The following is a 21,533-nucleotide window of genomic DNA, read 5'->3' on the forward strand; positions in this document are numbered from 1 at the left end:
CCTGTGGGGCTTGCATGAGCCGTGTGCCGCGAGGAGTGGCTCGCACGGTTCTGAGGGGGGAGCGGCGGGGTGACCCGCCGCTCCTACCCGGCAATACCTGGCTGATCTGCATCCTCGGTGCCTCGTGGTGGTGGCTCGGCCCGTGCTTCTCAAGGCTGGAGCGTGAGTTCCGAGGAAATCGGGTGCGGTGTGTGGGGCGCCCCGCCAGGATGGGGTCATGAGTGGCGAAACCCGCGTGGGGATTCGGCAGGACGTGGGAGCGATGGGGCGCCCGCTGCCTTGGTCACGGGGGCGGGACGTTCGGCGGGGATCGCAGCGTCCGTGGTACTGAATCTGGCCCGTGCTGGCTGGGACGTGGCCTTCACGTACTGGACCCCTTATGACGCGCGGATGCAGTGGGGCATGGAGCCTGGGGCGCCCGAAGAGCTGCAGCGGAGGGTGGAGTCTCTTGGGGCGAGAACACAGGCGGTCGAAGCGGACCTGAGTGACCCGGCTGTGCCGACTCAGCTCTTCGAGAGCGTCGAGCGTGAACTGGGAAGCATCACCGCGCTGGTGCTCTGCCATTGCGAGTCGGTCGACTCCGGCCTGTTGGACACCACGGTGGAGAGCTTCGACCTGCACTTTGCGGTCAATGCGCGGGCAACCTGGCTACTGATCCGGGAGTACGGGCTGCGATTCCGCGGGCAGCATGGAAGCGGCCGGATCGTCAGCCTGACCAGCGACCACACCGTCGGCAACCTGCCCTATGGGGCGAGCAAGGGGGCAATGGACCGGATCACGCTGGCCGCCGCCCGCGAGCTCGCCCATCTGGGAGTGACGTGTAACGCGATCAACCCCGGCCGACCGACACGGGGTGGATGACCGAAGAGCAAAAGGCGGACATGATCCGCTTCACGCCCCTGGGACGCCTCGGTGTGCCGCAGGACTGCGCGAATCTGGTCACGTTCCTCTGCTCGCCGGAAGGCGGATGGATCAACGCCCAGCTTCTCCGGAGCAATGGCGGTCTCGGGTAGCCAAGCGCTTGAGGAATGGTTCACGGGCGCTTCCGGCTAGTGTTCTGACCGCATTGGTTCGCCGGGTTGGATTGGGCTGGGCGGCCTTCAGGTGATCGATTTCAGCCTCCGGACCGGCCTTCGCCTATGCTCGGCACGTGCTACAACGACGAGCTGCCAACTGACGCGGTAGCGTCGCTTTCGCCGCGCCAGCGGCTACTTCTGCACTGCCTGTACTCAAGGCACTGGGACGGGCTGGTCAGGCAGCGCCATCTGGAGAAGGTCGTAGGTTGCACGGACCCGTGGGTTGTGCCCTTCGTCGTGCAACTGGTCGGCGAGTACGTCTTGGAGATCCTTATCGTCATCTGCGACGAGCTCCGTGATCTCGCCGCGCCCGGCGCCAGGGGCCACCTCGCTTACGGGCAGTTCATCGCGGACAATCCGGCCTTCTTCGCACGCACGCAACGGCGGGTCGTGAGCTACTGGAGCTGCTACTACCGCGGTGCCTATGCGAGCTTCCGGGGCTACCCGGGGTGCACTCTTCTTGATCTGCTTCGGTCGGCTGCCTCCGACAGTGCAGGGCATCCCTGGCCCAACCTCGCCCCGGCCGGTGCCAGGGTGGACGGCTACGGCTAGCGACGTCGGCGGCGTAGGCAGCCCAGTCGCCAGCTGACGCCGTCTGCCACTGGACGGCGTTGGATGTGGATGCCGAGCATGCGGGCCAGGGTCGCGGCCGGGACGTACTCGGCGAGGGCGAACAGGGCCGTCGACCGGGCCTGGCCGGGTTGGATCCCGAGGTTGATCAGCGTTGGCCGAGACGGCCGGCGCTGATGTGTTGGCCAGGGCGTTGCCCTGGGAAGAGCCAGGGCGTCTGGTCGGCGTGTCCGATCACCGTGTAGGGGCGGCGGGTTGCGATCAGGTCGAGGTCGAGTGCGGCGAGTGGTTCGGGCAGGACGGGTCGGGGCGGTCCCCAACTGGACGCAGACCTGGCCGTTCGCCTCGCTGAGCTGGTCGACAGTGAGGGTGCTGATCGTGCTGAGCCGTTGCGCGTAGAAGAGCAGGAGTAGTCCGGCGACCCGGTCGGCTGTGGGCAGTGTTGCGTCGTGGAGGAGTCTGCGGGCGTCGTCCCGCCGGCCTTCGGGAATCGTGGGGGCCGACCGGGCCCTGCCAGCGCTCGGCACCGAAGGTGGCAGGTCCACCTCCAAGACCGTGGCCAGGGCAGGTGATCCGAAACCGCTGCCACGGGAACGGGGTTTGTGGCGGATCGTGAGCCAGCGCCGCATTTCAGAGGAACACCCGCGCTGTTCTGCCGGCGGCAGAACAGCGGCCCGACCGGACTCGACGATCACTACAGTCCAGTCGCATGGCGACGATTACCACGCGCACGGTCGAGTACCCGGCCGACGGTCTGACGATGATCGGGCACCTCGCACTCCCGGCCGGAGTCGATCGCCGGCCCGCGGTGCTGCTCGGGCCGGAGGGCATGGGGCTCAGCGACGTCGAGCGCCGCCGGGCCGATGCTCTCGCCGAGCTGGGATACGTAGCGCTCGCCTTCGACCTTCACGGCGGGCGCTATCTGGGTGACCCCGAGGAAATGCTGGCCCGTTGCATGCCGCTGCTCGCCAACCCCGACCGGATGCGGGGTATCGGTCATGCGGCGCTCGACGTGTTGCGCGCCGAGCCGCGGACCGACCCCGACCGGATCGCCGCCATCGGCTACGGCACCGGGGGCGCCGTCGGGCTGGAACTCGGGCGCGACGGCGTCAACCTGCGCGCGATCGGGACAGTCAACGCGCTGACCACGGGCCGACCGGGCGAGGCGGCGCGCATTCGCTGCCCGGTGTGGGCCGGGGTCGGGTCGGAAGACCCGATCATGCCGCCCGCGCAACGGGGCGCGTTCACCGCCGAGATGCAGGCCGCGGGCGTCGACTGGCGCCTCGTGGTCTACGGCGGCGCCTTGCACGCCTTCCACCACCCGCCGGTCGACCACCCCGTGGTCCCCGGCGTCGGCTACCACCCACGGCACGCGCAGCGAGCCTGGCACGACGTCGTCGACCTGCTCGCCGAGTGCCTGACCGTAACGGAGTGATCTGGTCGACAACCGCGATTCCGGGCCGCGGACCAGGCCCGTCGACCGCCACCGGCTCCGGTGGTCTCACCCTCGACGCGGTCAGCGGCTGGCGGGATCCGCCTGCCGCCCGGGCCCGTGGGGAGGTACGGGCAGCCGAACGAGGTCCGGCGTATCGGGAGCAAGGCCGGGGTCTCGGGTTCTGCCACGCCAAGGGCAACGGGCGCCATCGCCACAGGTCACGCGGACCGCTCCCAGCTGCCGACTGCCGACTGCCGACTGCCGACTGCCGACTGCCGACTGCCAACGTTCTCGGCTTCGGCCCCCGTTCGATTCCAACCGGGGCAAACGCCGGTCGGACTTTTGAGTACAGCCCGGTACAGCACGCTGTACATCGTTCCATTGGGCAGCATCAGCCGGGCACTGCCGCACTGAACGACGTGCTTCCAGCGCAACGCGATCCGCACAGCGGTCCGTTCGGGGACCGTGATGCTGAACTCCTCCTCGAACAGGTGTGTACTGCCGATGGCAACGGACAGGGTCCGCTGCAGCTCGGCTTCGACGGCCGCCTTCGCCGACAGCCATACGAGGGTCGCCCCCACCCCGCCGTTCACAGTCTGGCTACGGCTCTCGTCCAGGGTCACGGTGCGCGTCCACTCGCGACTGGCCTTCAAACTGCGCGTCACGGGGCAGGGCTCGGTCACGACGGGCAGGGGTCACGACGGGCATGGTCACGATACGAATACCCCCCTGCCCACCGGCGCCCCGGCCCGCCATCATGATCAACCGTGTCCCCCTGCCCCGAGCCGCCCGCCGCGGCGTCCGCCGACAGGCCCGTCCACGGTTCGCCGTGCCCGCGCTGCGTCGCCCCCTGACACATTCGCGGCGCCCGGCGTTCGGCCGGAACCTGCGGACCAGGCTCACCGCCCTGCTCATTGCCTTCGTCGCCGGCGTGGTGACCCTGGTCTCCGGCGCGGGCGCGGCCCGCGCCAACACCGGTGACTACCACGTCGCCCACTGCTGGGTGAACATGAGCGGCGAGTGGCAGAACCCCGGCCAGATTTCCAAGGACTGGGGCACCTTCCTGCAGAGTCTGCGCAACGCCTCCGGGAGCCGCTGGAACGGCGAGACCTACATGACGCAGGGCTCCAACTCGGTGTCGCTGATCCGGGCCGACCTGAACGCCGTCAACGGCGGCGGCCGCCAGATGACGCTGCGGCTCTGGTTCACCCCGGACAACCTGTACCTGCGCGGCTTCACGACGACCCCCGTCGACGCCCGGCCCGGCGACGGGGACATCACCTACGCGTTCAACGACGAGGGGTTCAACCTCGGCCGGACCATGGACGCCCTGCGCAACGGCCCCGACGGCGGGCTGCTCCCGCCGGCCACCTACCGCAGCCTGTCCTACGACGGCAGCTACCCGCAGATGGCACGGCCGCAGGCGCAGGGCGGCCCGGGCGTGAACCGTGACGAGACCGGCATGAGCTACAGCTCACTGATGAACTCCGTCTTCCAGCTGGCCTACCGTGCGCGCGGCACCGAGCAGAACGGCGGAAGCCAGTTCCAGGCCACCGCCAGGTCCCTCCTGCGCTTGATCCAGGTGACGGCTGAGGCCGCCCGGCTCCGCGACGTACAGGGCATCGTGATCCAGATGATGGCGAACCACAACATGGCGTACACCATGCCCGCCCGCCAGCAGGAGCTGGAGAACGGCTGGAGCGCGCTCTCCCGGTACGCGGCCGCAGGCCAGAACGGTGGCGGCCTGAACGTCGGCCCGCACGTGCCCCACGTGGAGAACGTCGCCCGCGCCCTGGCGTACCTGGCGCTGGCGCTCGCCCCGACGGTCAAGGGCCGATAACAGGGCGTAGGAGCTCCGCGAACCCACCCCTGGGAGGAAGTCGGCCCGGGCCGGCTTTCCTCCCAGGGGCTTGTTGCTGAGGAGCTTGAACGAGACCGGGACCGGAGCGGGCAGCACTGGATGAGGCCATCGTTCACGGCGATCATCCTGGCCGACGGCCGCACAGTGCAGGCGCCACGATCGCCGCACGGCCTTCGCCACGACCGCCGCCGGGTGCGCGGTTGGCCGCGCTGCCTTCCCTCAGTGTGGCGAGGCGCCGCGTTTGGCCAGTTCGAGGAGCAGTTCCAGGTCGTGTGCGGCCTCGGCGGCGCACGCGGCGCTGGCCAGCAGCAGTGCGGGGATGCCGGCGAGTGGCAGTGCGCGGCTGCGCAGCGGTGGGGCGAGGAGAGCGGCGACCCGGCGCGGTACGGGGCCCGGTCCGGCTGGGGAGAAGCGGCCCAGGATGCCAAGGGCGGCGGCGGGGATCCAGCGGCGGGTGCGGGTGCGTCGGGAGGCCAGGGCGGCTTTGCCCACGGTGTGGGCGACCTGTCGGCGGTCGCCGATGGCGGTGGCGGCGCTCTCGTCGGCCCAGCGTTCGATGGTGTAGGTGACGGTGTCGGCGAGGGGCCGGAGCAGCGGGTTGGCGGTGGCGGCCAGTTGGGCGACCGCGACGAAGAGGTAGTGATGGTGGGCCAGGTGGGCTCGCTCGTGGGCGAGCAGGACGTGGTGCTCGTCGGGGTCGAGGGCCTTCAGCATGCCGGTGGAGACGACGATGCGGCCGGGCAGTCCGGGGATGGCGTACGCCTCGGCGGCCGGGTCGTCGACGACGACCAGCTGATCGCGTCCGGGTAGGCAGGCGGCTTCCGCGGCGGCGGCGGCCAGCGTGCGGACTCGGCGCCACAGCAGCACCGCGGTCGCGGTGGTGGCCGTGGCCAGCAGGGCAGCGGCGAGCAGGCCGACCGACAGTGCGGCCGGGTCGTGGTGCTGGGCCGCCTGCGCCGACCAGTGACCCTGCGCCAGCCGGGCGAGAGCGGGGAAGCGGATCAGTGCGGTGATCGCGAGCATGCCCAGGACCAGGCTGCCCGCGGCTGCCAGGACCACTGCGCCCACGGTCAGCAGCCAGGTGGCCAGGCGGGGCGGGAGTCGTTCGCCCAGTGGCCTGGCCGCCAGGGCGGCCAGCAGCGGGAAGAGCAGCGGCAGGTAGACGGCGACGTACATCGGGGCGGCCCTACTGTCCCGGGTCCAGCAGCTTGCGCAGCAGTTCCTCGTCGTCGTCGGAGAGGTCGTCGACGAAGCGGGTCAGGACGGCTTCGCGATCCGTTCTGCCCTCCAGGACCTGGCGCATCTGGCGGGCGGCGAGTCCGGAGTCGTCGGCGACGGGGACGTAGGCGAAGGTCCGTCCGCGCCGGGTGCGTTCGAGCAGGCCCTTGGCGTGCAGCCGCGACATGGCGGTGACGACGGTGGTGTGGGCGAGATCGCCGCCGAGCACTTCCCTGACCTCGCCGGGGCTCAGCGCCTCGGGGGCGGCCTGCTGCAATGCGCGCAGGACGTCGGCCTCCAGCTCACCCCTGGCCCGGCCGCCCTTGGGCGGGGTGGGTTCGTCCATGGTCACGGACCCGGTCACCTCCTGCGCTATCTTCTACGAACTCGTAGAAGTTCTACGTGTTCGTAGAAGCTATCTGCCTGCCCCGAGTCTGCCATGCCCGCAAACGAGTGCGCAGGCCGCGCAGCCAAACCCAGGAGGATGTGCGTGAGCACAGCAACGGCGGTCCACGCCCCGCACCCGGCCATCGCGGCCCGCGCCGAGAGCCTCACCAAGGCGTACGGCACCGGGGAGACCTGCGTGGTGGCGTTGGACGCGGTCGAGGTCTCGGTGCAGCGCGGCGAGTTCGTCGCGATCATGGGCCCGTCCGGCTCCGGCAAGTCGACGCTCATGCACTGCCTGGCCGGCCTGGACACCGCGACCGCCGGGCAGATCTGGATCGGCGAGACCGAGGTCACCCGGCTCAAGGACAAGCACCTGACCCAGCTTCGCCGGGACAAGATCGGCTTCATCTTCCAGGCGTTCAACCTGCTCCCGACCCTCACCGCACTGGAGAACATCACGCTGCCGATGGACATCGCGAGCCGCAGGCCCGACCCGGCGTGGCTGGACACGGTGATCGACACCGTCGGCCTGCGCGAGCGCCTGGGGCACCGGCCCAGCGAGCTGTCGGGCGGTCAGCAGCAGCGCGTCGCCTGCGCGCGGGCGCTGGCGAGCCGGCCGGAGATCATCTTCGCGGACGAGCCGACCGGCAACCTCGACTCCCGCGCCGGCGCCGAGATCCTGGCCTTCCTGCGCCGCAGCGTGGACGACCTCGGGCAGACCATCGTGATGGTCACCCACGACCCGGTCGCCGCCGCCCACGCCGACCGGGTCGTCTTCCTCGCCGACGGCCGGATCGTGGACGAGCTCGCGGAGCCGACAGCCGACTCGGTACTCGACCGGATGCGGCAGTTCGACGGCGCCGGACGCAGGAGCTGACGGACCGTGATCAAGGCAAGTCTGCGCAACTTCCTCGCCCACAAGGGCCGCATGGCCCTGTCCACCCTCGCCGTCCTGCTCGGGGTCGCGTTCGTCTCCGGCACCCTGGTCTTCTCCGACACCATCAACCTCGCGTTCACCGGCATCTCCAGCTCCACCGCCGCCGATGTGACGATCAAGCCCAAGCAGGCGTTCACCCCGGAAATCGAGGACCGCGCCCTGTCCGGCGAGATCCCCACCCTGCCCGCATCCGTCGTGGCCAAGGTCGCCGCCGTCCCGGGTGTGCAGGCCGCACACGGCCAGGTCAGCCTGCAGAACCTCACCGTCGTCGACAAGGACAACAAGCCGGTCGGCCCCACCACCGGCGCGCCCACCCTCGGCCAGAACTGGTACGACAACCCGCAGGTCCGCCTCGTCCAGGGCCACGCCCCCACCGACGCCGGCGAGCTGGTCATCGACGAGGCCAGCGCCCAGCACAAGGGGGTCCACCTCGGGGACGCGCTGCACGTGCTCACCCCGACCGGCTCCACCCCGGCGACCGTCGTCGGCATCGTCACCTTCAGCACCGGCAACCCCGGCGTCACGATGGTCTACGTCGACACCGCCACCGCCCAGCAGGCCCTGCTCGGCAAGCCCGGCCAGTTCACCACCGTCACCGCCGACACCGCCCCCGGCACCACCCACACCACCGCCCAGCAGCGCATCCACGCCGCACTCGGCGACAGCTTCTCCATCGCCACGAAGGAGGAGCAGGCCCAGTCCGCCGCCCAGCAGGTCAGCTCCTTCCTCAGCGTCGTCACCTACGCGCTGCTCGGCTTCGCCGGCCTCGCGGTGCTGGTCGGGATCTTCCTGATCCTCAACACCTTCTCCATGCTGGTCGCCCAGCGCACCCGCGAACTCGGACTGCTCCGCGCGCTCGGGGCCGGGCGCCGCCAGGTCACCCGCTCGGTGCTCACCGAGGCGCTCCTGCTCGGCGTCGTCGGTTCGACGCTCGGCCTGGGCGCCGGAATCGGCCTGGCCGCGCTACTGAAGAGCCTGATCAGCAGCTTCGGCGTGGACCTGTCCGGCACCGCACTGGTCATCAACCCGCTCACCCCGGCCGCTGCTTACGGCGTCGGCGTGCTCGTCACGCTGGTCGCCGCCTACCTGCCGGCCCGCCGCGCCGCCCGCATCTCCCCGATGGCCGCCCTGCGCGAGGCCGCCACCCCGCCCGTCGCACCGCTGGGCCGCCGCACGGCCCTGGGCACCGTGCTGTTGCCGGCCGGCCTTGGCCTGCTGTACGGCGCCGCCACCCACCACGCCACGCTGATCACAGCCGCCGGCCTGCTCGGCGGCGGCATCGTCGCCTCGCTGGTCGCCCTGGTCGTCCTGGGCCCGCCGCTCTCACGGCTCGTCGTGCACGGCCTCGGCGCCCCGTTCCCGAAGCTGTTCGGCGCGGTCGGCCGCATCAGCCGCCTCAACGCGGTGCGCAACCCGCGCCGCACGGGCGCCACCGCGGGCGCGCTGATGATCAGCCTGTCGCTGGTCGGCGCGATCGCCGTCCTGGCCGCCTCGCTGACCACGTCCATCAACCGCGACGTGGACAACACCTTCGGCGCCGACTACGTGCTGACCGGCAACGGCCAGCAGCCCATCGGCCACGAGGTCACCGCCAAGGTCCACGCGATCCCCGGCGTCCAGGCCGTCACCCGCCAGCGCTACGCCGTCGCCCACCTGGGCGGCTTCCAACTCGTGCTCTCGGGTGTCGATGTCGCCACCGTCGACCAGGCTGTCAAGCCGCAGTACGTCGCCGGTTCCACCGCCGACGTCGCGGCCGGCAAGGTGATGGTCGACGAGACGACCGCGAAGGCCGACGGTCTGCGGATCGGCTCCCCGGTCGAGCTGCACTTCCTCAACGGCAACGTGGGCACCCTCACCGTCGGCGCGATTTCCAAGCCCCCGGCGGGCGCGGGCAAGGACGGCGGCAGCTGGGAGGTCTCCCTGGACACCCTCGGCACGTACGCCCCCGAGGCCCAGGACTTCACCCTTTACCTCAACACCGCACCCGGCGCCGACAAGAAGCAGGTTCAGACCGCCCTCGACACCGCCCTGGCCGGCTACCCACAGGTCACCGTGCAGAGCCAGGCCGACTACAAGAACCAGATCACCGGCCAGGTCAACACCGTCCTCTACCTGGTCTACGCGCTGCTGGCGCTGGCGATCCTGATCGCGGTCCTCGGGGTCATCAACACCCTCGCCCTGTCCGTGGTCGAGCGCACCCGCGAGATCGGCCTGCTCCGCGCCGTCGGCACCTCCCGCCGACAGATCGGCCGGATGATCCGACTGGAGTCGGTGCTGATCGCCGTCCACGGCGCGCTGCTCGGCCTCGCACTCGGGCTCGCGTGGGGCATCGCCGGGCAGAAGGTCCTCACCCTGTACGGGGTCACCGCACTCAGCATCCCGTGGACCACCATCCTCGCCGTCCTCGCCGGATCGGCACTCGCAGGCCTGGCAGCGGCGATCCTGCCCGCGATGAAAGCCGCCCGGACCAAGGTCCTGACCGCCATCGCCACCGCATAGACCGGCCCCCGGCCTTCGGCCGGGAGGCTCGGGAAGGAGACCTTGCGGCCGGCCCGGGACACCTGCGCGCAGTCTGCGGCACCGGAGTTGTCTGTGGGGGTGCGTATCGTCCGGGGCAGCAGGTGTCACAGAAGTGAGAAGGAAGAGGCGGGAATGGACGAGGTCAGGCCGCAGACGCGCGAGTACCTCGACGGACTGTTCACACCGGGCCTGCGGATCGGCGGCGATGCGCACACCCCGTACAGCTGGATCGAGATCGCCGAGGTGCAGGAGGTCGCCGCGATCCGGCTGCCGAGCGGCCGGTTGGTCGTCGACTCGCCCTGGATCGCCGGGCCGCCGCGCGAGCTCGCGTTGCGCGTCCCGCCCGGTGAGTACCCGGTGGACGTCTCCTGGGCCGACTGGCCCCAGCTCTCGGACGGCTACTACAACGAGTACCGGGAGTGCGCCGCGACGCGCCTGCGCGTGCGCGACGAGCCGGTGGTCACATGGGAGCTCGCCCTCGGCGTGGGCGAGGACCCGGCCCTGCGCGCTGCCGGCGCCGGGTTCGCGGCGGAGGAGGCCATGGGCTGCTTCGCCGACGCCACCGCCTGGCAAGCGCTGACCGAACCCTTCCGCCGCTACCTGACGGACGTGGCCGACGTCGGCTTCGGCTGCCCGGCACCCGGGCGGGACACCGAATCCCTCTGCGAGGACTACTTCGAGCTCGCCCGCGACGAGGAACGCCGGGCCGACCTGCTGACCTTCGGAGTCCCGGAAGGCTGGGGCCAGGTCTGGACGGGCCGTGCCCGCGACGGCGAGATCGCGGTGATCGTCATACCGGGCCCGGTGCCCACCAGCCCGTGGGACTGAGACCGCCTGACGGGGCTTCTTCTCTTCTCCTGCCGCTGCTCGCAGGCGGCGCGGTCGTCCAGGACGTCCTGGACATCCAGCAGGGAGTACCCCGCATCTGCGAGGCGCTGGCCGGTGCCGCCCGTCAGACCCGCCTCCCCCGGACGATCGGCTGGCTCTCCCCCGGGGTGGCCGGGGGAGACGCCGGAATCGCGCTACTGTGCGCGTACCTCGACCGGTGTCGGCCGGGCCAGGGGTGGGACGAGACCGGCCACCGCTTCCTCGTCACCGGGCTCGACGGCATCGGGCAGGATTCCGCGCGGATCGGCTCCGGCCTCTACAGCGGGCTCGGCGGCACGGCGTTCGCCGTCGCCGCGCTCAGCCGCGACGGCACGCGCTACCGCCGCGCGCTCGGCGCCCTCGACGACGAACTAGTGCCCCGCGCACAGCTCATGGCCGCGCGGCTCGCCGAGGGCCGCCACGGTCGGCCGGTGAGCGACTTCGACCTGGTCTCCGGGGCGAGCGGGCTGGCCGCGGGCCTGCTGCCGCGCGATCCGCACGGCGCGCTCGCCGACCTGCTCGGCGCGCTGGTCCAGCTGGCCGCGCCGAACGGCGCGACGCCGCGCTGGGCCACGCCGGAGGACCAGCTCGGGGACCCCGCGACGCGGCCCATCTACCCGTACGGCAACCTCAACTGCGGGCTGGCGCACGGGATTCCCGGCCCCCTGGCGATCCTCGCCCTCGCCCTGCGGGCCGGCCGTGAGGCACCCGGCCAGGCGGCGGCGGTCCGCTACCTGGCCGACTGGCTGACCGCGCACCGCCTCGACGACGCGTGGGGCATCAACTGGCCGTCGGCCATCCCGCTGCCGGCGGCGCCCGGACGACCCCCGCCGCCGGACCCCGGCCCGGCGCGCAGCTCCTGGTGCTACGGCAGCCCCGGGATCGCGCGGGCACTCTGGCACGCCGGCGAGGCCCTGGACGACGGACGGCTGCGCGACGTCGCCGTCGAGGCCGTCACCCGCGTGCTGGAGCGGCCCGACACCGCCCGCCAGCTCGCCTCGCCCACGTTCTGCCACGGCGTCGCCGGACTGCTCCAGGTGGTACTGCGCTTCGCCCACGACACCGGCCTGCCGCAGTTCACCACCGGGGCCGAGCAGTTGGTCGACCAGCTGCTCGATCACTTCGATCCCGACCGTCCGCTCGGATACGCCGCGGTGGAACCGGCCGGCAACCGGGTGGACTCGCCCGGCCTACTCGACGGAGCCCCCGGCGTCGTCATGGTCCTGCTGGCCGCCGCAACCGACACCGAGCCCACCTGGGACCGGTTCTTCCTGCTGTCATGACGGTCAACGGCCCTGACCACCGCCGCCGCGCGCAGCCGATCTACCGGCCGCTGGACTGGGCGGTGGTGCGGGCACCACTGCTCCCGGTGGACGCGCTCGCCACCGCCGGCGCGGCCACCGGCGGCGACACCCTGCTGCCCGACGCGCCGCAGGTCCGCCTCGCCGTCGAGGTGGCCAGCCGTGACCTCGCCGCCGCCCTGCACCGCACCCGCCCCGACGACCCGGAAGCTCGGCGGGTTCGCCGCAAACTGACGCGCTACCTGATCCGCATGTGCACCAGGCCGACGCCCTTCGGTGTCTTCGCCGGCGTCGGCCTGGCCCGCTGGAGCGACCACACCGATCTGGCGCTCGGGCCGTACCCGCCGCGCACCCGCACCCGGCCGGACATGGCCTGGCTGCTCGGGCTCATCCACCGTCTGGAGGAGGAGCCGGAGATCCGCGCCGGCCTGCGGCTGGTCACCAACGCGGCGGTCGTCCTGCGCGGCGAGCGCGCCCTGCTCCGCGACGCCGAAGCCGACGCCGCGGCGGACACCGTCTCGGTCCGGCTGACCCCGGCCGTACAGCAGGTGCTGGAGATGGCGCGACACCCGGTCACGGCGGACGACCTGGCGGCCGGGCTCGCCGGGCTGGCGGGGGCGACCCCCGACAAGGCGGCCGGGCTGGTCGAACGGCTGCGGGCCCAGGGCTTCCTCCAGACCGATCTCCGACCGCCCCTCACCAACGGCGACCCCGCCACCCACGTCCGCGAGCGGTTGGCCGCCGTCCCCGGTGCGCGGGAGCTGGCCGCCGGGCTCGACCACCTCTCCCGGGACCTCGCCCGGTGGGACGCCCTCCCGCTCGACGCACGGGTCCGACCCTGGGCTGACCTGCTGGAACGCGCCGACGGGCTGCACCCGGCAGCGCCCGGAGACCCCGTCCTCCAGACCGACCTGGCCCTTCCCCTGGCCGGCCGGGGCCTGAACGCCGAGGTGGCGGCGGAGGCGGCCCGCGCCGCCGAGCTGCTGCTCCGGCTGAGTCCCCTCCCGGCCGGCCCGCCCCGCCTGGAGTCCTACCGGCGGGCGTTCCTGAGCCGTTACGGGGCGGAGCGCCGGGTTCCCCTGCTGGACCTGCTGGACCCGGACGTGGGGCTCGGCCCCCCGACCGACTCGTCGGCCCACCAGCGCTCGACCCCGCAGCCGCCGCAGCGCAACCGGCTGCTGCTCGGCCTGGCCCTCGCCGCCAACCGGGAACACCGCCAGAGCGTCGACCTGACCGACGAGCAGATCGAGGCACTCACCGTGTCCCGGCCCGATCCGGCCGCCTGCCCGCTCTCACTGGAGCTCGCGCTGTTCGTCACCGCCGCTTCGCCCGCCGCCCTGGACGCCGGTGAGTTCCGGCTGGTCGTCGGCCCCAACCTCGGCGCCCCGGCCGCCGGCCGCCACCTCGGCCGGTTCGCCGACCTGCTCGGCCCGGAGGCCCGTACCGCCCTCGACGAGATCGCCCGGGCCGAGCAGGAGGCCAGCCCCGACACGCTCTTCGCCGAGGTCGTCTACCTGCCGCACCGGGCGCGCTTTGCCAACGTCGCGATCCGGCCGGCGGTCCGGACCCACGAGATCGTGCTCGGCACCGGGCCCGGGGTGCCGCACCGGGACGCCATCCCGCTGCGCGAGCTGGTCGTGGGCCTGCACGAGGGCCGGTTCATCGTCGAGTGGCCCGCCGCCGCCGCCCGGATCACCGGGGTGCAGGGCCACATGCTCAACAGCATGGGCGCACCCGCCCCGGTCCGCTTCCTGCTGGACGCCGCCGCCGACGGGCGCTGCCAGCCCTCGCTGTTCTCCTGGGGCCCGGCGAACGGCTTCCCGTTCCTGCCACGGGTCCAGTACGGCCGCACCGTGCTCGCCCTCGCGCAGTGGCGGCTCGACGCGGCCGACCTGCCCACCGGCGCGGGCGAGGAGTTCGCGGCCGCGCTGTCGGCCTGGGGGCAGCGGTGGGCCGTCCCGCACCTGGTCTACCTGTGCGTCGGCGACAACCGCCTGCTGCTCGACCTCGCCGACCCCGACCAGGTCGAGGTGGCGCGCGAGGAACTGCGGGCCCTGCGCGGCACGCAGGCGCTGCAGTTCCAGGAGGCGTTGCCGCAGCCGCAGGACGCCTGGCTGCCCGGGCCGGACGGCCGCCACATCTGCGAGCTCGTCGTTCCGCTGGTTCGCGCGCGGGCCGCGGCCGTGGACCCGGCAGGGCTCGACGGGCACCCGGCTGGTCACGCGCACACGGCCGCCGCGGTGACGTCGGCCGCCGACACCGTGGCGGCGGGCACCCGGTTCCGGCCGCCCGGAAGTGACTGGCTGTACCTCAAGCTCTACGGCAGCCCCTGGCAGCAGGACGAGCTGATCGCGGGACCGCTGCGCACCTTCGCCGAGTTCGCCACCGCCGCCGGACTGGCCGACAACTGGTTCTTCATCCGCTACTCGGACACGGACAGCCACCTGCGGATCCGCTTCCACGGCGAGCGGTCCGCCCTGCTCGGCCCGCTGATGGACCAGGCCTGCCGCTGGGCGGAAGACCTGCTGGCGACCGGGGCCGCCACCAGGCTCGCCTTCGACACCTACGAGCGGGAGGTCGAACGCTATGGCGGCAACGACGGGGTACGGGTGGCCGAGGAGGTCTTCGGCGCGGACAGCACCTCGGTCGCCTGGCTGCTCCAGGCGGGCGAGGAGGAGGAAATCCCGCTCGACCGCACGGCGTTGGCGGTGAGCAGCGTCGACGACCTGCTCGACACCCTGGGCCTGTCCGAGCCGGAACGGCTGGCGTTCCTGCGCGGCGCCGCCGAGACCACCCGCGAGGGCGGCGACGAGTACCGGCGCCGTGGCAACGACCTGCGCCTGGCCCTCGCCGGTCCGGACCGGCCCGACACCGAGGTCCTGCGCCTGCTGCTGGCCCAGCGTCGCACCGCCCTCGCCCCAGCGGCCGCCCTGCTCGCCGCACTGCGCCAGGACGGCAGGCTCCGGCGCAGCCACGGCGCGCTGTGCCGCAGCTACGTCCACATGCACCTCAACCGGCTCGGCCTGGGCCCGGCGGGCGACGGCGAAGGGCTGGTCCTCGAACTGCTGCGCCGCACCCGCGAGGGCCTGGCCAAAGCACCCGTCACCTGACGGCCGGGCGGCCGCCGTGGGTCGGTTCCCGGTGCGTGCCGCGTCGCGCAGCCTGGCTTCCGGCCGTTGGTGCTCGGCTTCGTGTTCGGCCTGATCCCGGGCGTCGAGGCCGGCCCGGGTGCGGGTGCGGTACTCGGTGGTTGGGCCTCATCCGGCAGGACCCGGACACCGGACGGTGGCGGATGCACGACCTCATCCACGCCTACGCCACGTCCACGCCTACGCCACCGAGCAGGCCCAGCAGAGCGGCGAAGGCCTGCTCGACAGGGGTGCGGGGCCCGGGACCGCGGGGCCATCGGGTACGGTCACGGTTTCACGTCCGCTCAGTTCCGGTGACGGTCCGTCCGGATCGCCACCGGGGAGCGGTGAGTCCCACCCGAACCGTGTACAACCCCCTAGGGAGCTTCCTCGTGCACCAACTCCTGCGCCGGAGCGTTCCGGCCCTCGCCGCCCTCGGCATAGCCGTCGGCGCTCCGCTGCTCACCGCCGGCACCGCCCAGGCCCAGGCCGAGCACGGGTGCGGCGCCGTCGGCGTCCAGTTCTCCGTCGACGGCGGCAAGGGCTGGATCTCCGACGGCCGGATGTCCCAGCCGCATGGCGTCATCCAGGTCCGCCTGGTCGGCGACGTCGTGGACGGCTGCGACTACCGGGTCTCGCTGGCCTCCTACGACACCGAGGGGCCGACCTGGGCCACCTCGGGCAAGCAGACCTTCCTCGGCTGGGCGACCACCACGCTGCGCAGCGGGAACCGCCAGGCGACCCTGGACGTCTCCGCCCACCTGCCGAAGTGCTACGGCCAGATCGACCTGTACAACGGCGACAAGAAGTTCGACGGCGTCGCCAACCCCGCGCCGAGGTACCCGGACGGCATCTTCCCGGACAACCTGATCTCGGCCTGGAACGGCGGCAAGGCCTGCGTGCCGACGCCGACCGGCACGCCGACCGTCCCGGTGCCGACCTCCTCGGCGTCGCCCACGGCCACCGCGACCCCGCACCCGACCGGGACGCCCACCGCCACGACGACGCCTTCGGCCACCGCCACCGCGACGGCCACCGCCTCGCCCTCCACCACCGCCAAGCCGTCGGCGCCGGCCACTACCGGGACGCCGTCCAGTGGCACCCCGTCGACCGCCCCGGCGGTGCCGGCGCCGTCCGCGCCGGCGGACACGACCGGCCCGGTCGGCAAGCCGACCGCCAACCCGGTCTCGACCACGCCGGCCAGCACCCTGGCCAGCACGGGTGGCAACAGCAGCCAGATGATCGTCTACGGCGCTGGTGGAGCCGCGCTGCTCGCCGTCGGCGGGGGCGCGCTGGTGATCGCCCGCCGTCGGGGCGCCCGCCGCTGACGCGGCACTGCTGACATACCCAGGACGCCCGCGGTCCCCGGACCGCGGGCGTCCGTCGTCCGTTCACCCCGGACGGTCCGGAACCGGCGCCGGTACTCCGTCTGCGTCGTACCGAGCCGGCGGCGGAGCGGCGGGCCGCGTCGGAGGACGACCGGCGCCGTGTCCGTGGCCGAGATGGGTGGGCCAGCCGCGCCGAGACGGCGCCCGGTATGGCTGCCGCCCTGGGCGTGAGCTGCACGGTGTCCACGAGAACGCCCCACCACGGTCGCCGGCTTCCTGCACGATCGGCGCGTCCGGGTCCTTGGGAACGGGAATGGTCATCGGTCCTCTCCTCCGGCCGTGATCGACGCCGCCATGGCCTGCCTGCCGCGGTCGCAGCTCGCTCAGGGGCCGATGGCGGCGCGCAGCTGGTCCTGGTGGACGGCGAGCCAGGTGGCGAAGTCCTGGAGCAGCGGGTTGAGTTCGCGGACAGCGTCCAGGTCGCGGGCGCGGGTGAAGTGCTCCTCGCAGTCGGCGTAGTACTGGAACATGTTTCCGGCCTCGTCGGCGCCGGGGAAGTCGAGTTCACGGTAGGCGTCGGGGGTCAGGGGTAGGTACTGGACGGGTTCGCCGAGTGCTTCGGTGACGGCCTTGGCCATGTCGGTGAGCGTCAGGTGCTCGCCGGCGATGCTGACGGTGGCGGCGATGAGGTCGGTGCCGCGTTTGAGGATCGCCAGGGCGGTGCGGCCGATGTCCTCGACGGCGATGCCCGCCAGACGGCTTGTGCCCATCGGCAGCGACAGCTCGAGGACGCCGTTCTCGCCGCGGCGCGGTGCGAAGGGCCCGAGCAGGTTCTCCCAGTAGAACGTGGTGCGCAGGAAGGTCGTCGGGACACCCGCGTCGAGGAAGTACCGGTCGGCCTCGGCCTTGGCGTCGAAGTGCGGCACCTTGTACCGCTCCTGCAGTGTGGGCATGCGGTCGTCGTCGAGTGGGATGCATTCGCGGGTGTCCTCCAGGGTGGACCAGATCGCGTGCTGGATACCGGCGTGGCCGGCCGCGGCGGCCAGGGCAGCTGCCTGCGCCTTCTCGCGCGCGGCGGACATGTGCTCCCAGAAATTGGTCACCAGGTAAGCGCCGTACGCGCCTTCGAAGGCGGGCACGAGGCTTGTACGGTCATCCATGTCCGCCCGCACCACCTCGGCGCCGAGCCGCTCCAGCTCCTTGGCACGGTCCGACTCCGGCGTGCGGGTGACGGCACGGACCGCGAACTCACCGTCCTCGTCGGCGAGGATCGCCCGGACCAGCGCACCGCCCTGGGAGCCGGTGGCACCGAACACGGTGATGGTCTTCTTCTCCCTCATGTCCGTCATGGTTCCTCCCTGCTCGGGCTTCCTGGGTCTCACGGTGTGCGCCGGACCGGGACGATGCCCGGCTCGTGGACGGCGACGCGTCGATGCGCCGCTTGTCGCGGATGACCACCGGCGGGCGCTGGTCTCCGGTGTTCTTGCTCGGCCTGGGTGGAGTGGTCATGAGCCTCCCTTGTGGCCGTCCTCGTCGACGATCTCGGCGTCTACGACCTCCTCCCCCTCCGTGCCCTGCTGGCCTGTCGCGCCGCCTGGCGCACCGGGGGCGGTCTGGGCGTAGAGGGCCTGGCCGAGCTTCTGGCTGACCTGGGCAACGTTGTCGCTCGCCGCGCGGATCGCGGGGGTGTCCTCGCCCTTGAGTTTCTCCTTCAGCTCCGCCAGGGCCATCGCGACCTCGCTCTTCACATCGGTGGGGACCTTGTCCTGGTTGTCGTTGAGGAACTTCTCGGTGGTGTAGAGGAGTTGTTCGCCCTGGTTGCGGGTCTCGGCGGCTTCCTTGCGGCGGCGGTCGTCCTCGGCGTGCTGCTCGGCCTCGCGGATCATGCGGTCGATGTCGTCCTTGGGCAGGGCGGAGCCGCCTGTGACGGTCATCTTCTGTTCCCTGCCGGTGCCGAGGTCCTTCGCGCCGACGTGCATGATGCCGTTGGCGTCGATGTCGAAGGTGACCTCGACCTGGGGGATGCCGCGCGGGGCCGGGGCGATGCCGGTCAGCTCGAACATGCCGAGCTTCTTGTTGTACGCGGCGATCTCGCGCTCGCCCTGGTACACCTGCACGGTCACCGAGGACTGGTTGTCCTCGGCGGTGGTGAAGACCTCCGAGCGCCGGGTCGGGATCGTGGTGTTGCGCTCGATGAGCTTGGTCATGATGCCGCCCTTGGTCTCGATGCCCAGGGACAGCGGGGTGACGTCGAGCAGCAGGACGTCCTTGACCTCGCCCTTCAGCACACCGGCCTGCAGCGCGGCGCCGATCGCGACGACCTCGTCCGGGTTGACGCCCTTGTGCGGGTCCTTGCCGGTGAGCTTCTTCACCAGGTCGGTGACGGCCGGCATCCGGGTCGAGCCGCCGACCAGGATGACGTGGTCGATGCCGGAGACCTCGATCTTGGCGTCCTTGACGGCCTGGTGGAACGGGCCCTCACAACGCTCCAGCAGATCGGCGGTCAGCTGCTGGAACTGGGCGCGGGTGAGCTTCTCGTCCAGATGCAGCGCGCCCTCGGCGGAGGCCGTGATGTAGGGCAGGTTGATCGTGGTCTCCGTGGTGGCGGACAGTTCGATCTTGGCCTTCTCCGCGGCCTCCCGCAGCCGCTGCGCGGCCATCTTGTCCTTGGCGAGGTCGATGCCGTAGCCGTTCTTGAACTGCTGGACCAGGTGGTCGACGATCCGCTGGTCCCAGTCGTCGCCGCCCAGGTGGGTGTCGCCGGAGGTGGCCTTCACCTCCACCACGCCCTCTCCGATCTCCAGCAGCGACACATCGAACGTGCCGCCGCCGAGGTCGAAGACCAGCACCGTCTGGTCGTTCTCCTTGTCCAGGCCGTAGGCCAGAGCGGCGGAGGTCGGCTCGTTGATGATCCGCGCCACCTTCAGGCCAGCGATCTCCCCGGCCTCCTTGGTCGCGGTGCGCTGGGAGTCGTTGAAGTACGCGGGTACGGTGATCACCGCGTCCGTCACGTCCTCACCCAGGTAGGACTCGGCGTCCCGCTTCAGCTTCTGCAGCACCCGCGCCGAGATCTCCTGCGCGGTGTAGCGCTTGCCGTTCACGTCCCCCTTCTCCGGGAAGCACCAGTCGCTCTCGCCCATGTGGCGCTTCACCGACCGGGCGGTACGGTCCACGTTGGTGACTGCCTGCCGCTTGGCGACATCGCCGACCAGCACCTCGCCGCCCTTGCCGAACGCCACCACCGACGGGGTGGTGCGTGTGCCCTCGGCGTTGGCGATGACGGACGGCTCACCGCCTTCCAGTACGCAGACCACCGAGTTCGTGGTTCCGAGATCGATACCGACTGAGCGAGTCATCTCCAACCTCCTTCATCGCGGTCACGCACAGAACTTCCCTATATCGAGACATAAAACTTGAGCCGCATCATGTCAAGTCTGTCTCGGGGCTGTCCGCCAGTCCGTTGCCTGCGGAAGGCCAGCGACACAATGCGTGGCTGGGGATGGAGGAAATCTGTAACGTGGAGTTGAGGTTTCGTGAGCGGCGAGGTGAGTGCGGTGCTGCCGATCGACGACCCGGATGCGGCGCTCTACGCGGTGGGGCAGGTCGCCGCCATGCTGCACGTCCAGGTGGCCTTTCTGCGCCGGCTGGACGAACAGGACGTGGTGGTGCCGGTGCGTTCGGCGGGTGGCCAGCGCAGGTACTCGCGCCGGGAGATCGACAGGGTCGCGGCCCTGGTGAATCTGATCGGCGAAGGGCTGACCCTGGAAGGGGCGCGCCGGGTACTCGATCTCCAGGCCCGGGTCACGGAACTGGAGGCCGACCTGGACATGCAGCATGGCGGCGACCGGGCCCACGGCAGTTGAGCCGCATCCGCGCAGCACCGGGCGGGCACCTCGCAGACCCGGGCGCCGGCGGCGGTTTCCCGCCCGGGTCGAATCAGGTTGCGGCATTGAGGTCGGCGCGGCCGAACAGGAACGCGTAGCCGCAGGGAAGGTGGGCGAGGAGGCGGTCGGTGAGCCGCTCGCCCCAGAGAGCCGCGAGGGCGGCCAGGACGGAGGAGGCGTCCCAGCGGGCGATGGTGAGGCTGGTGTTCAGGGCTCGGGCGACGGCATCGACGAAGGCGGGCGCGGCGACGGGTTCGGGCAGGGGATCTGCGAGGCGAAGACGGCGCGGGCCCGCTGGGGAGCGTGTCGGCCAGTTCGCAGCCTTCGTCGCCGGTGAGCTGGCAGCCGAGGACGGCCAGGACCGTGTCGAGGACTCGTTCGGCCTCCCGTCACCGGGGTAGCGGCCGAGTCTGCGGACCCTCTGGATCAGGCGGGCGGTGCCGGGTCATGGGCGGTGGCATTCCGGGTCGTGCCGCCGCGGCGTGGGCGGCGGCACGAAAGCGGGTCAGGGTCGGTTGCCGGGGGCGGGGCGGCCGAACAGGACGTCGTAGCCGGGCGGGAGCTGGAACAGGACGCGCTCCATCAGGTCGTCGCCGGCGGCGTCGGCCACCGTGGACAGAACGGCCCCGATGTCCCACACGGCGGTCTTCTCGGTGGCGCCCTCGATCCAGGCGGCGGTGGCACGCACGAACCGTTCGGGACTGAGCGGTTCGGCGGCCTGCAAGGGGTTCAGCAGGATCAGGGCGAAGGTCTCGGGCAGACGGGCCGCGAGCCTCGCGCGCACGTCGCCGACCAGGTGGGCGCCGAGCAGGGCCAGCACGACGCGGGCCGTGCGTTCGGCCTCCTGCGGCGTGTCGTACTCGCCGCGTTCCTGGACCCGGTCCAGGAACGCCTCCCATCGAAGAGTCACCACGAATCCTCCCTTCATCCCAGCACGGTCCGGGCCGGCCCAGGGTACGGACGCACAGGGCCGATCAACCTCGGTGGCCGGCACTGCGCGAACCGCCGTCTGCGGGCAGGT

16 protein-coding genes and 1 pseudogene are annotated in these 21,533 nt (G+C 71.8%); 11 read left to right on the forward strand and 6 right to left on the reverse strand.

Going from position 1 to position 21,533, the window contains the following annotated elements; translation table 11 throughout:
* Positions 1-279: 279 nt before the first annotated feature.
* From ACIBEC_RS34255 to ACIBEC_RS34265, 3 genes and pseudogenes are all read left to right on the forward strand, one after another.
* A pseudogene (locus ACIBEC_RS34255) lies at positions 280-1,013 on the forward strand (SDR family oxidoreductase).
* Positions 1,014-1,139: 126 nt separating this feature from the next.
* Entirely contained in the window at positions 1,140-1,628 is a 489-nt protein-coding gene (locus ACIBEC_RS34260) for a hypothetical protein (protein ID WP_396289686.1), read from the forward strand.
* 727 nt (positions 1,629-2,355) lie between these two features.
* Entirely contained in the window at positions 2,356-3,081 is a 726-nt protein-coding gene (locus tag ACIBEC_RS34265; protein WP_360508887.1) for a dienelactone hydrolase family protein, read from the forward strand.
* Between the two features lie 218 nt (positions 3,082-3,299).
* On the opposite strand, the gene ACIBEC_RS34270 is transcribed toward ACIBEC_RS34265, so the two are convergent.
* Positions 3,300-3,704, reverse strand: a complete 405-nt coding sequence (locus ACIBEC_RS34270) for a hypothetical protein (protein ID WP_396289688.1) — start codon at positions 3,702-3,704, stop codon at positions 3,300-3,302.
* Positions 3,705-3,838: 134 nt separating this feature from the next.
* Here ACIBEC_RS34270 and ACIBEC_RS34275 point away from each other — a divergent pair, with 134 nt between their 5' ends.
* A complete protein-coding gene (locus tag ACIBEC_RS34275) occupies positions 3,839-4,921 on the forward strand; it encodes a ribosome-inactivating family protein (protein ID WP_360508889.1) in 1,083 nt (360 codons plus the stop codon).
* 240 nt (positions 4,922-5,161) lie between these two features.
* Here the strand turns inward: ACIBEC_RS34275 and ACIBEC_RS34280 are convergent, their stop codons facing one another.
* Both ACIBEC_RS34280 and ACIBEC_RS34285 read right to left on the reverse strand, forming a co-directional pair.
* The gene (locus tag ACIBEC_RS34280; RefSeq protein ID WP_360508891.1) at positions 5,162-6,118 is read right to left on the reverse strand and encodes a M56 family metallopeptidase; all 957 of its coding nucleotides are present in this window, start codon (positions 6,116-6,118) and stop codon (positions 5,162-5,164) included.
* A gap of 10 nt (positions 6,119-6,128) precedes the next feature.
* Positions 6,129-6,506, reverse strand: coding sequence for a BlaI/MecI/CopY family transcriptional regulator (locus tag ACIBEC_RS34285; protein ID WP_360508935.1), 378 nt, complete (start codon positions 6,504-6,506; stop codon positions 6,129-6,131).
* 138 nt (positions 6,507-6,644) lie between these two features.
* Between ACIBEC_RS34285 and ACIBEC_RS34290 the strand changes: the two genes are divergently transcribed.
* From ACIBEC_RS34290 to ACIBEC_RS34315, 6 genes are all read left to right on the forward strand, one after another.
* Positions 6,645-7,424 carry an ABC transporter ATP-binding protein gene (locus ACIBEC_RS34290; protein ID WP_360508893.1) on the forward strand — a complete coding sequence of 260 codons (780 nt, stop codon included), beginning with the start codon at positions 6,645-6,647 and terminating at the stop codon, positions 7,422-7,424.
* 6 nt (positions 7,425-7,430) lie between these two features.
* The gene (locus ACIBEC_RS34295; protein ID WP_360508895.1) at positions 7,431-9,983 is read left to right on the forward strand and encodes an FtsX-like permease family protein; all 2,553 of its coding nucleotides are present in this window, start codon (positions 7,431-7,433) and stop codon (positions 9,981-9,983) included.
* 153 nt (positions 9,984-10,136) lie between these two features.
* Positions 10,137-10,832, forward strand: a complete 696-nt coding sequence (locus tag ACIBEC_RS34300; protein WP_360508897.1) for a DUF4241 domain-containing protein — start codon at positions 10,137-10,139, stop codon at positions 10,830-10,832.
* On the forward strand, positions 10,823-12,154 hold the full coding sequence (locus ACIBEC_RS34305; protein WP_360508899.1) for a lanthionine synthetase C family protein: 1,332 nt from the start codon (positions 10,823-10,825) through the stop codon (positions 12,152-12,154). The genes ACIBEC_RS34300 and ACIBEC_RS34305 overlap by 10 nt, the downstream gene beginning before the upstream one ends.
* On the forward strand, positions 12,151-15,282 hold the full coding sequence (locus ACIBEC_RS34310) for a lantibiotic dehydratase (protein ID WP_360508901.1): 3,132 nt from the start codon (positions 12,151-12,153) through the stop codon (positions 15,280-15,282). The genes ACIBEC_RS34305 and ACIBEC_RS34310 overlap by 4 nt, the downstream gene beginning before the upstream one ends.
* Before the next feature lie 365 nt (positions 15,283-15,647).
* Entirely contained in the window at positions 15,648-16,628 is a 981-nt protein-coding gene (locus ACIBEC_RS34315) for a hypothetical protein (protein ID WP_360508903.1), read from the forward strand.
* A 383-nt stretch (positions 16,629-17,011) separates the two neighbouring features.
* Here the strand turns inward: ACIBEC_RS34315 and ACIBEC_RS34320 are convergent, their stop codons facing one another.
* Positions 17,012-17,977: an NmrA/HSCARG family protein gene (locus ACIBEC_RS34320; protein ID WP_360508905.1), complete on the reverse strand. Its 966-nt coding sequence runs from the start codon at positions 17,975-17,977 to the stop codon at positions 17,012-17,014.
* 156 nt (positions 17,978-18,133) lie between these two features.
* Positions 18,134-19,984 carry a molecular chaperone DnaK gene (dnaK, locus tag ACIBEC_RS34325; RefSeq protein ID WP_360508907.1) on the reverse strand — a complete coding sequence of 617 codons (1,851 nt, stop codon included), beginning with the start codon at positions 19,982-19,984 and terminating at the stop codon, positions 18,134-18,136.
* Between the two features lie 177 nt (positions 19,985-20,161).
* On the opposite strand from dnaK, the gene ACIBEC_RS34330 reads away from it, so the two are divergent.
* On the forward strand, positions 20,162-20,491 hold the full coding sequence (locus tag ACIBEC_RS34330) for a helix-turn-helix domain-containing protein (protein WP_360508908.1): 330 nt from the start codon (positions 20,162-20,164) through the stop codon (positions 20,489-20,491).
* Between the two features lie 526 nt (positions 20,492-21,017).
* On the opposite strand, the gene ACIBEC_RS34335 is transcribed toward ACIBEC_RS34330, so the two are convergent.
* On the reverse strand, positions 21,018-21,440 hold the full coding sequence (locus ACIBEC_RS34335; RefSeq protein WP_396289695.1) for a DUF2267 domain-containing protein: 423 nt from the start codon (positions 21,438-21,440) through the stop codon (positions 21,018-21,020).
* Between the last annotated feature and the right edge of the window lie 93 nt (positions 21,441-21,533).

It is taken from the genome of Kitasatospora sp. NPDC051164 (assembly GCF_044455625.1).
Classification (GTDB): domain Bacteria; phylum Actinomycetota; class Actinomycetes; order Streptomycetales; family Streptomycetaceae; genus Kitasatospora.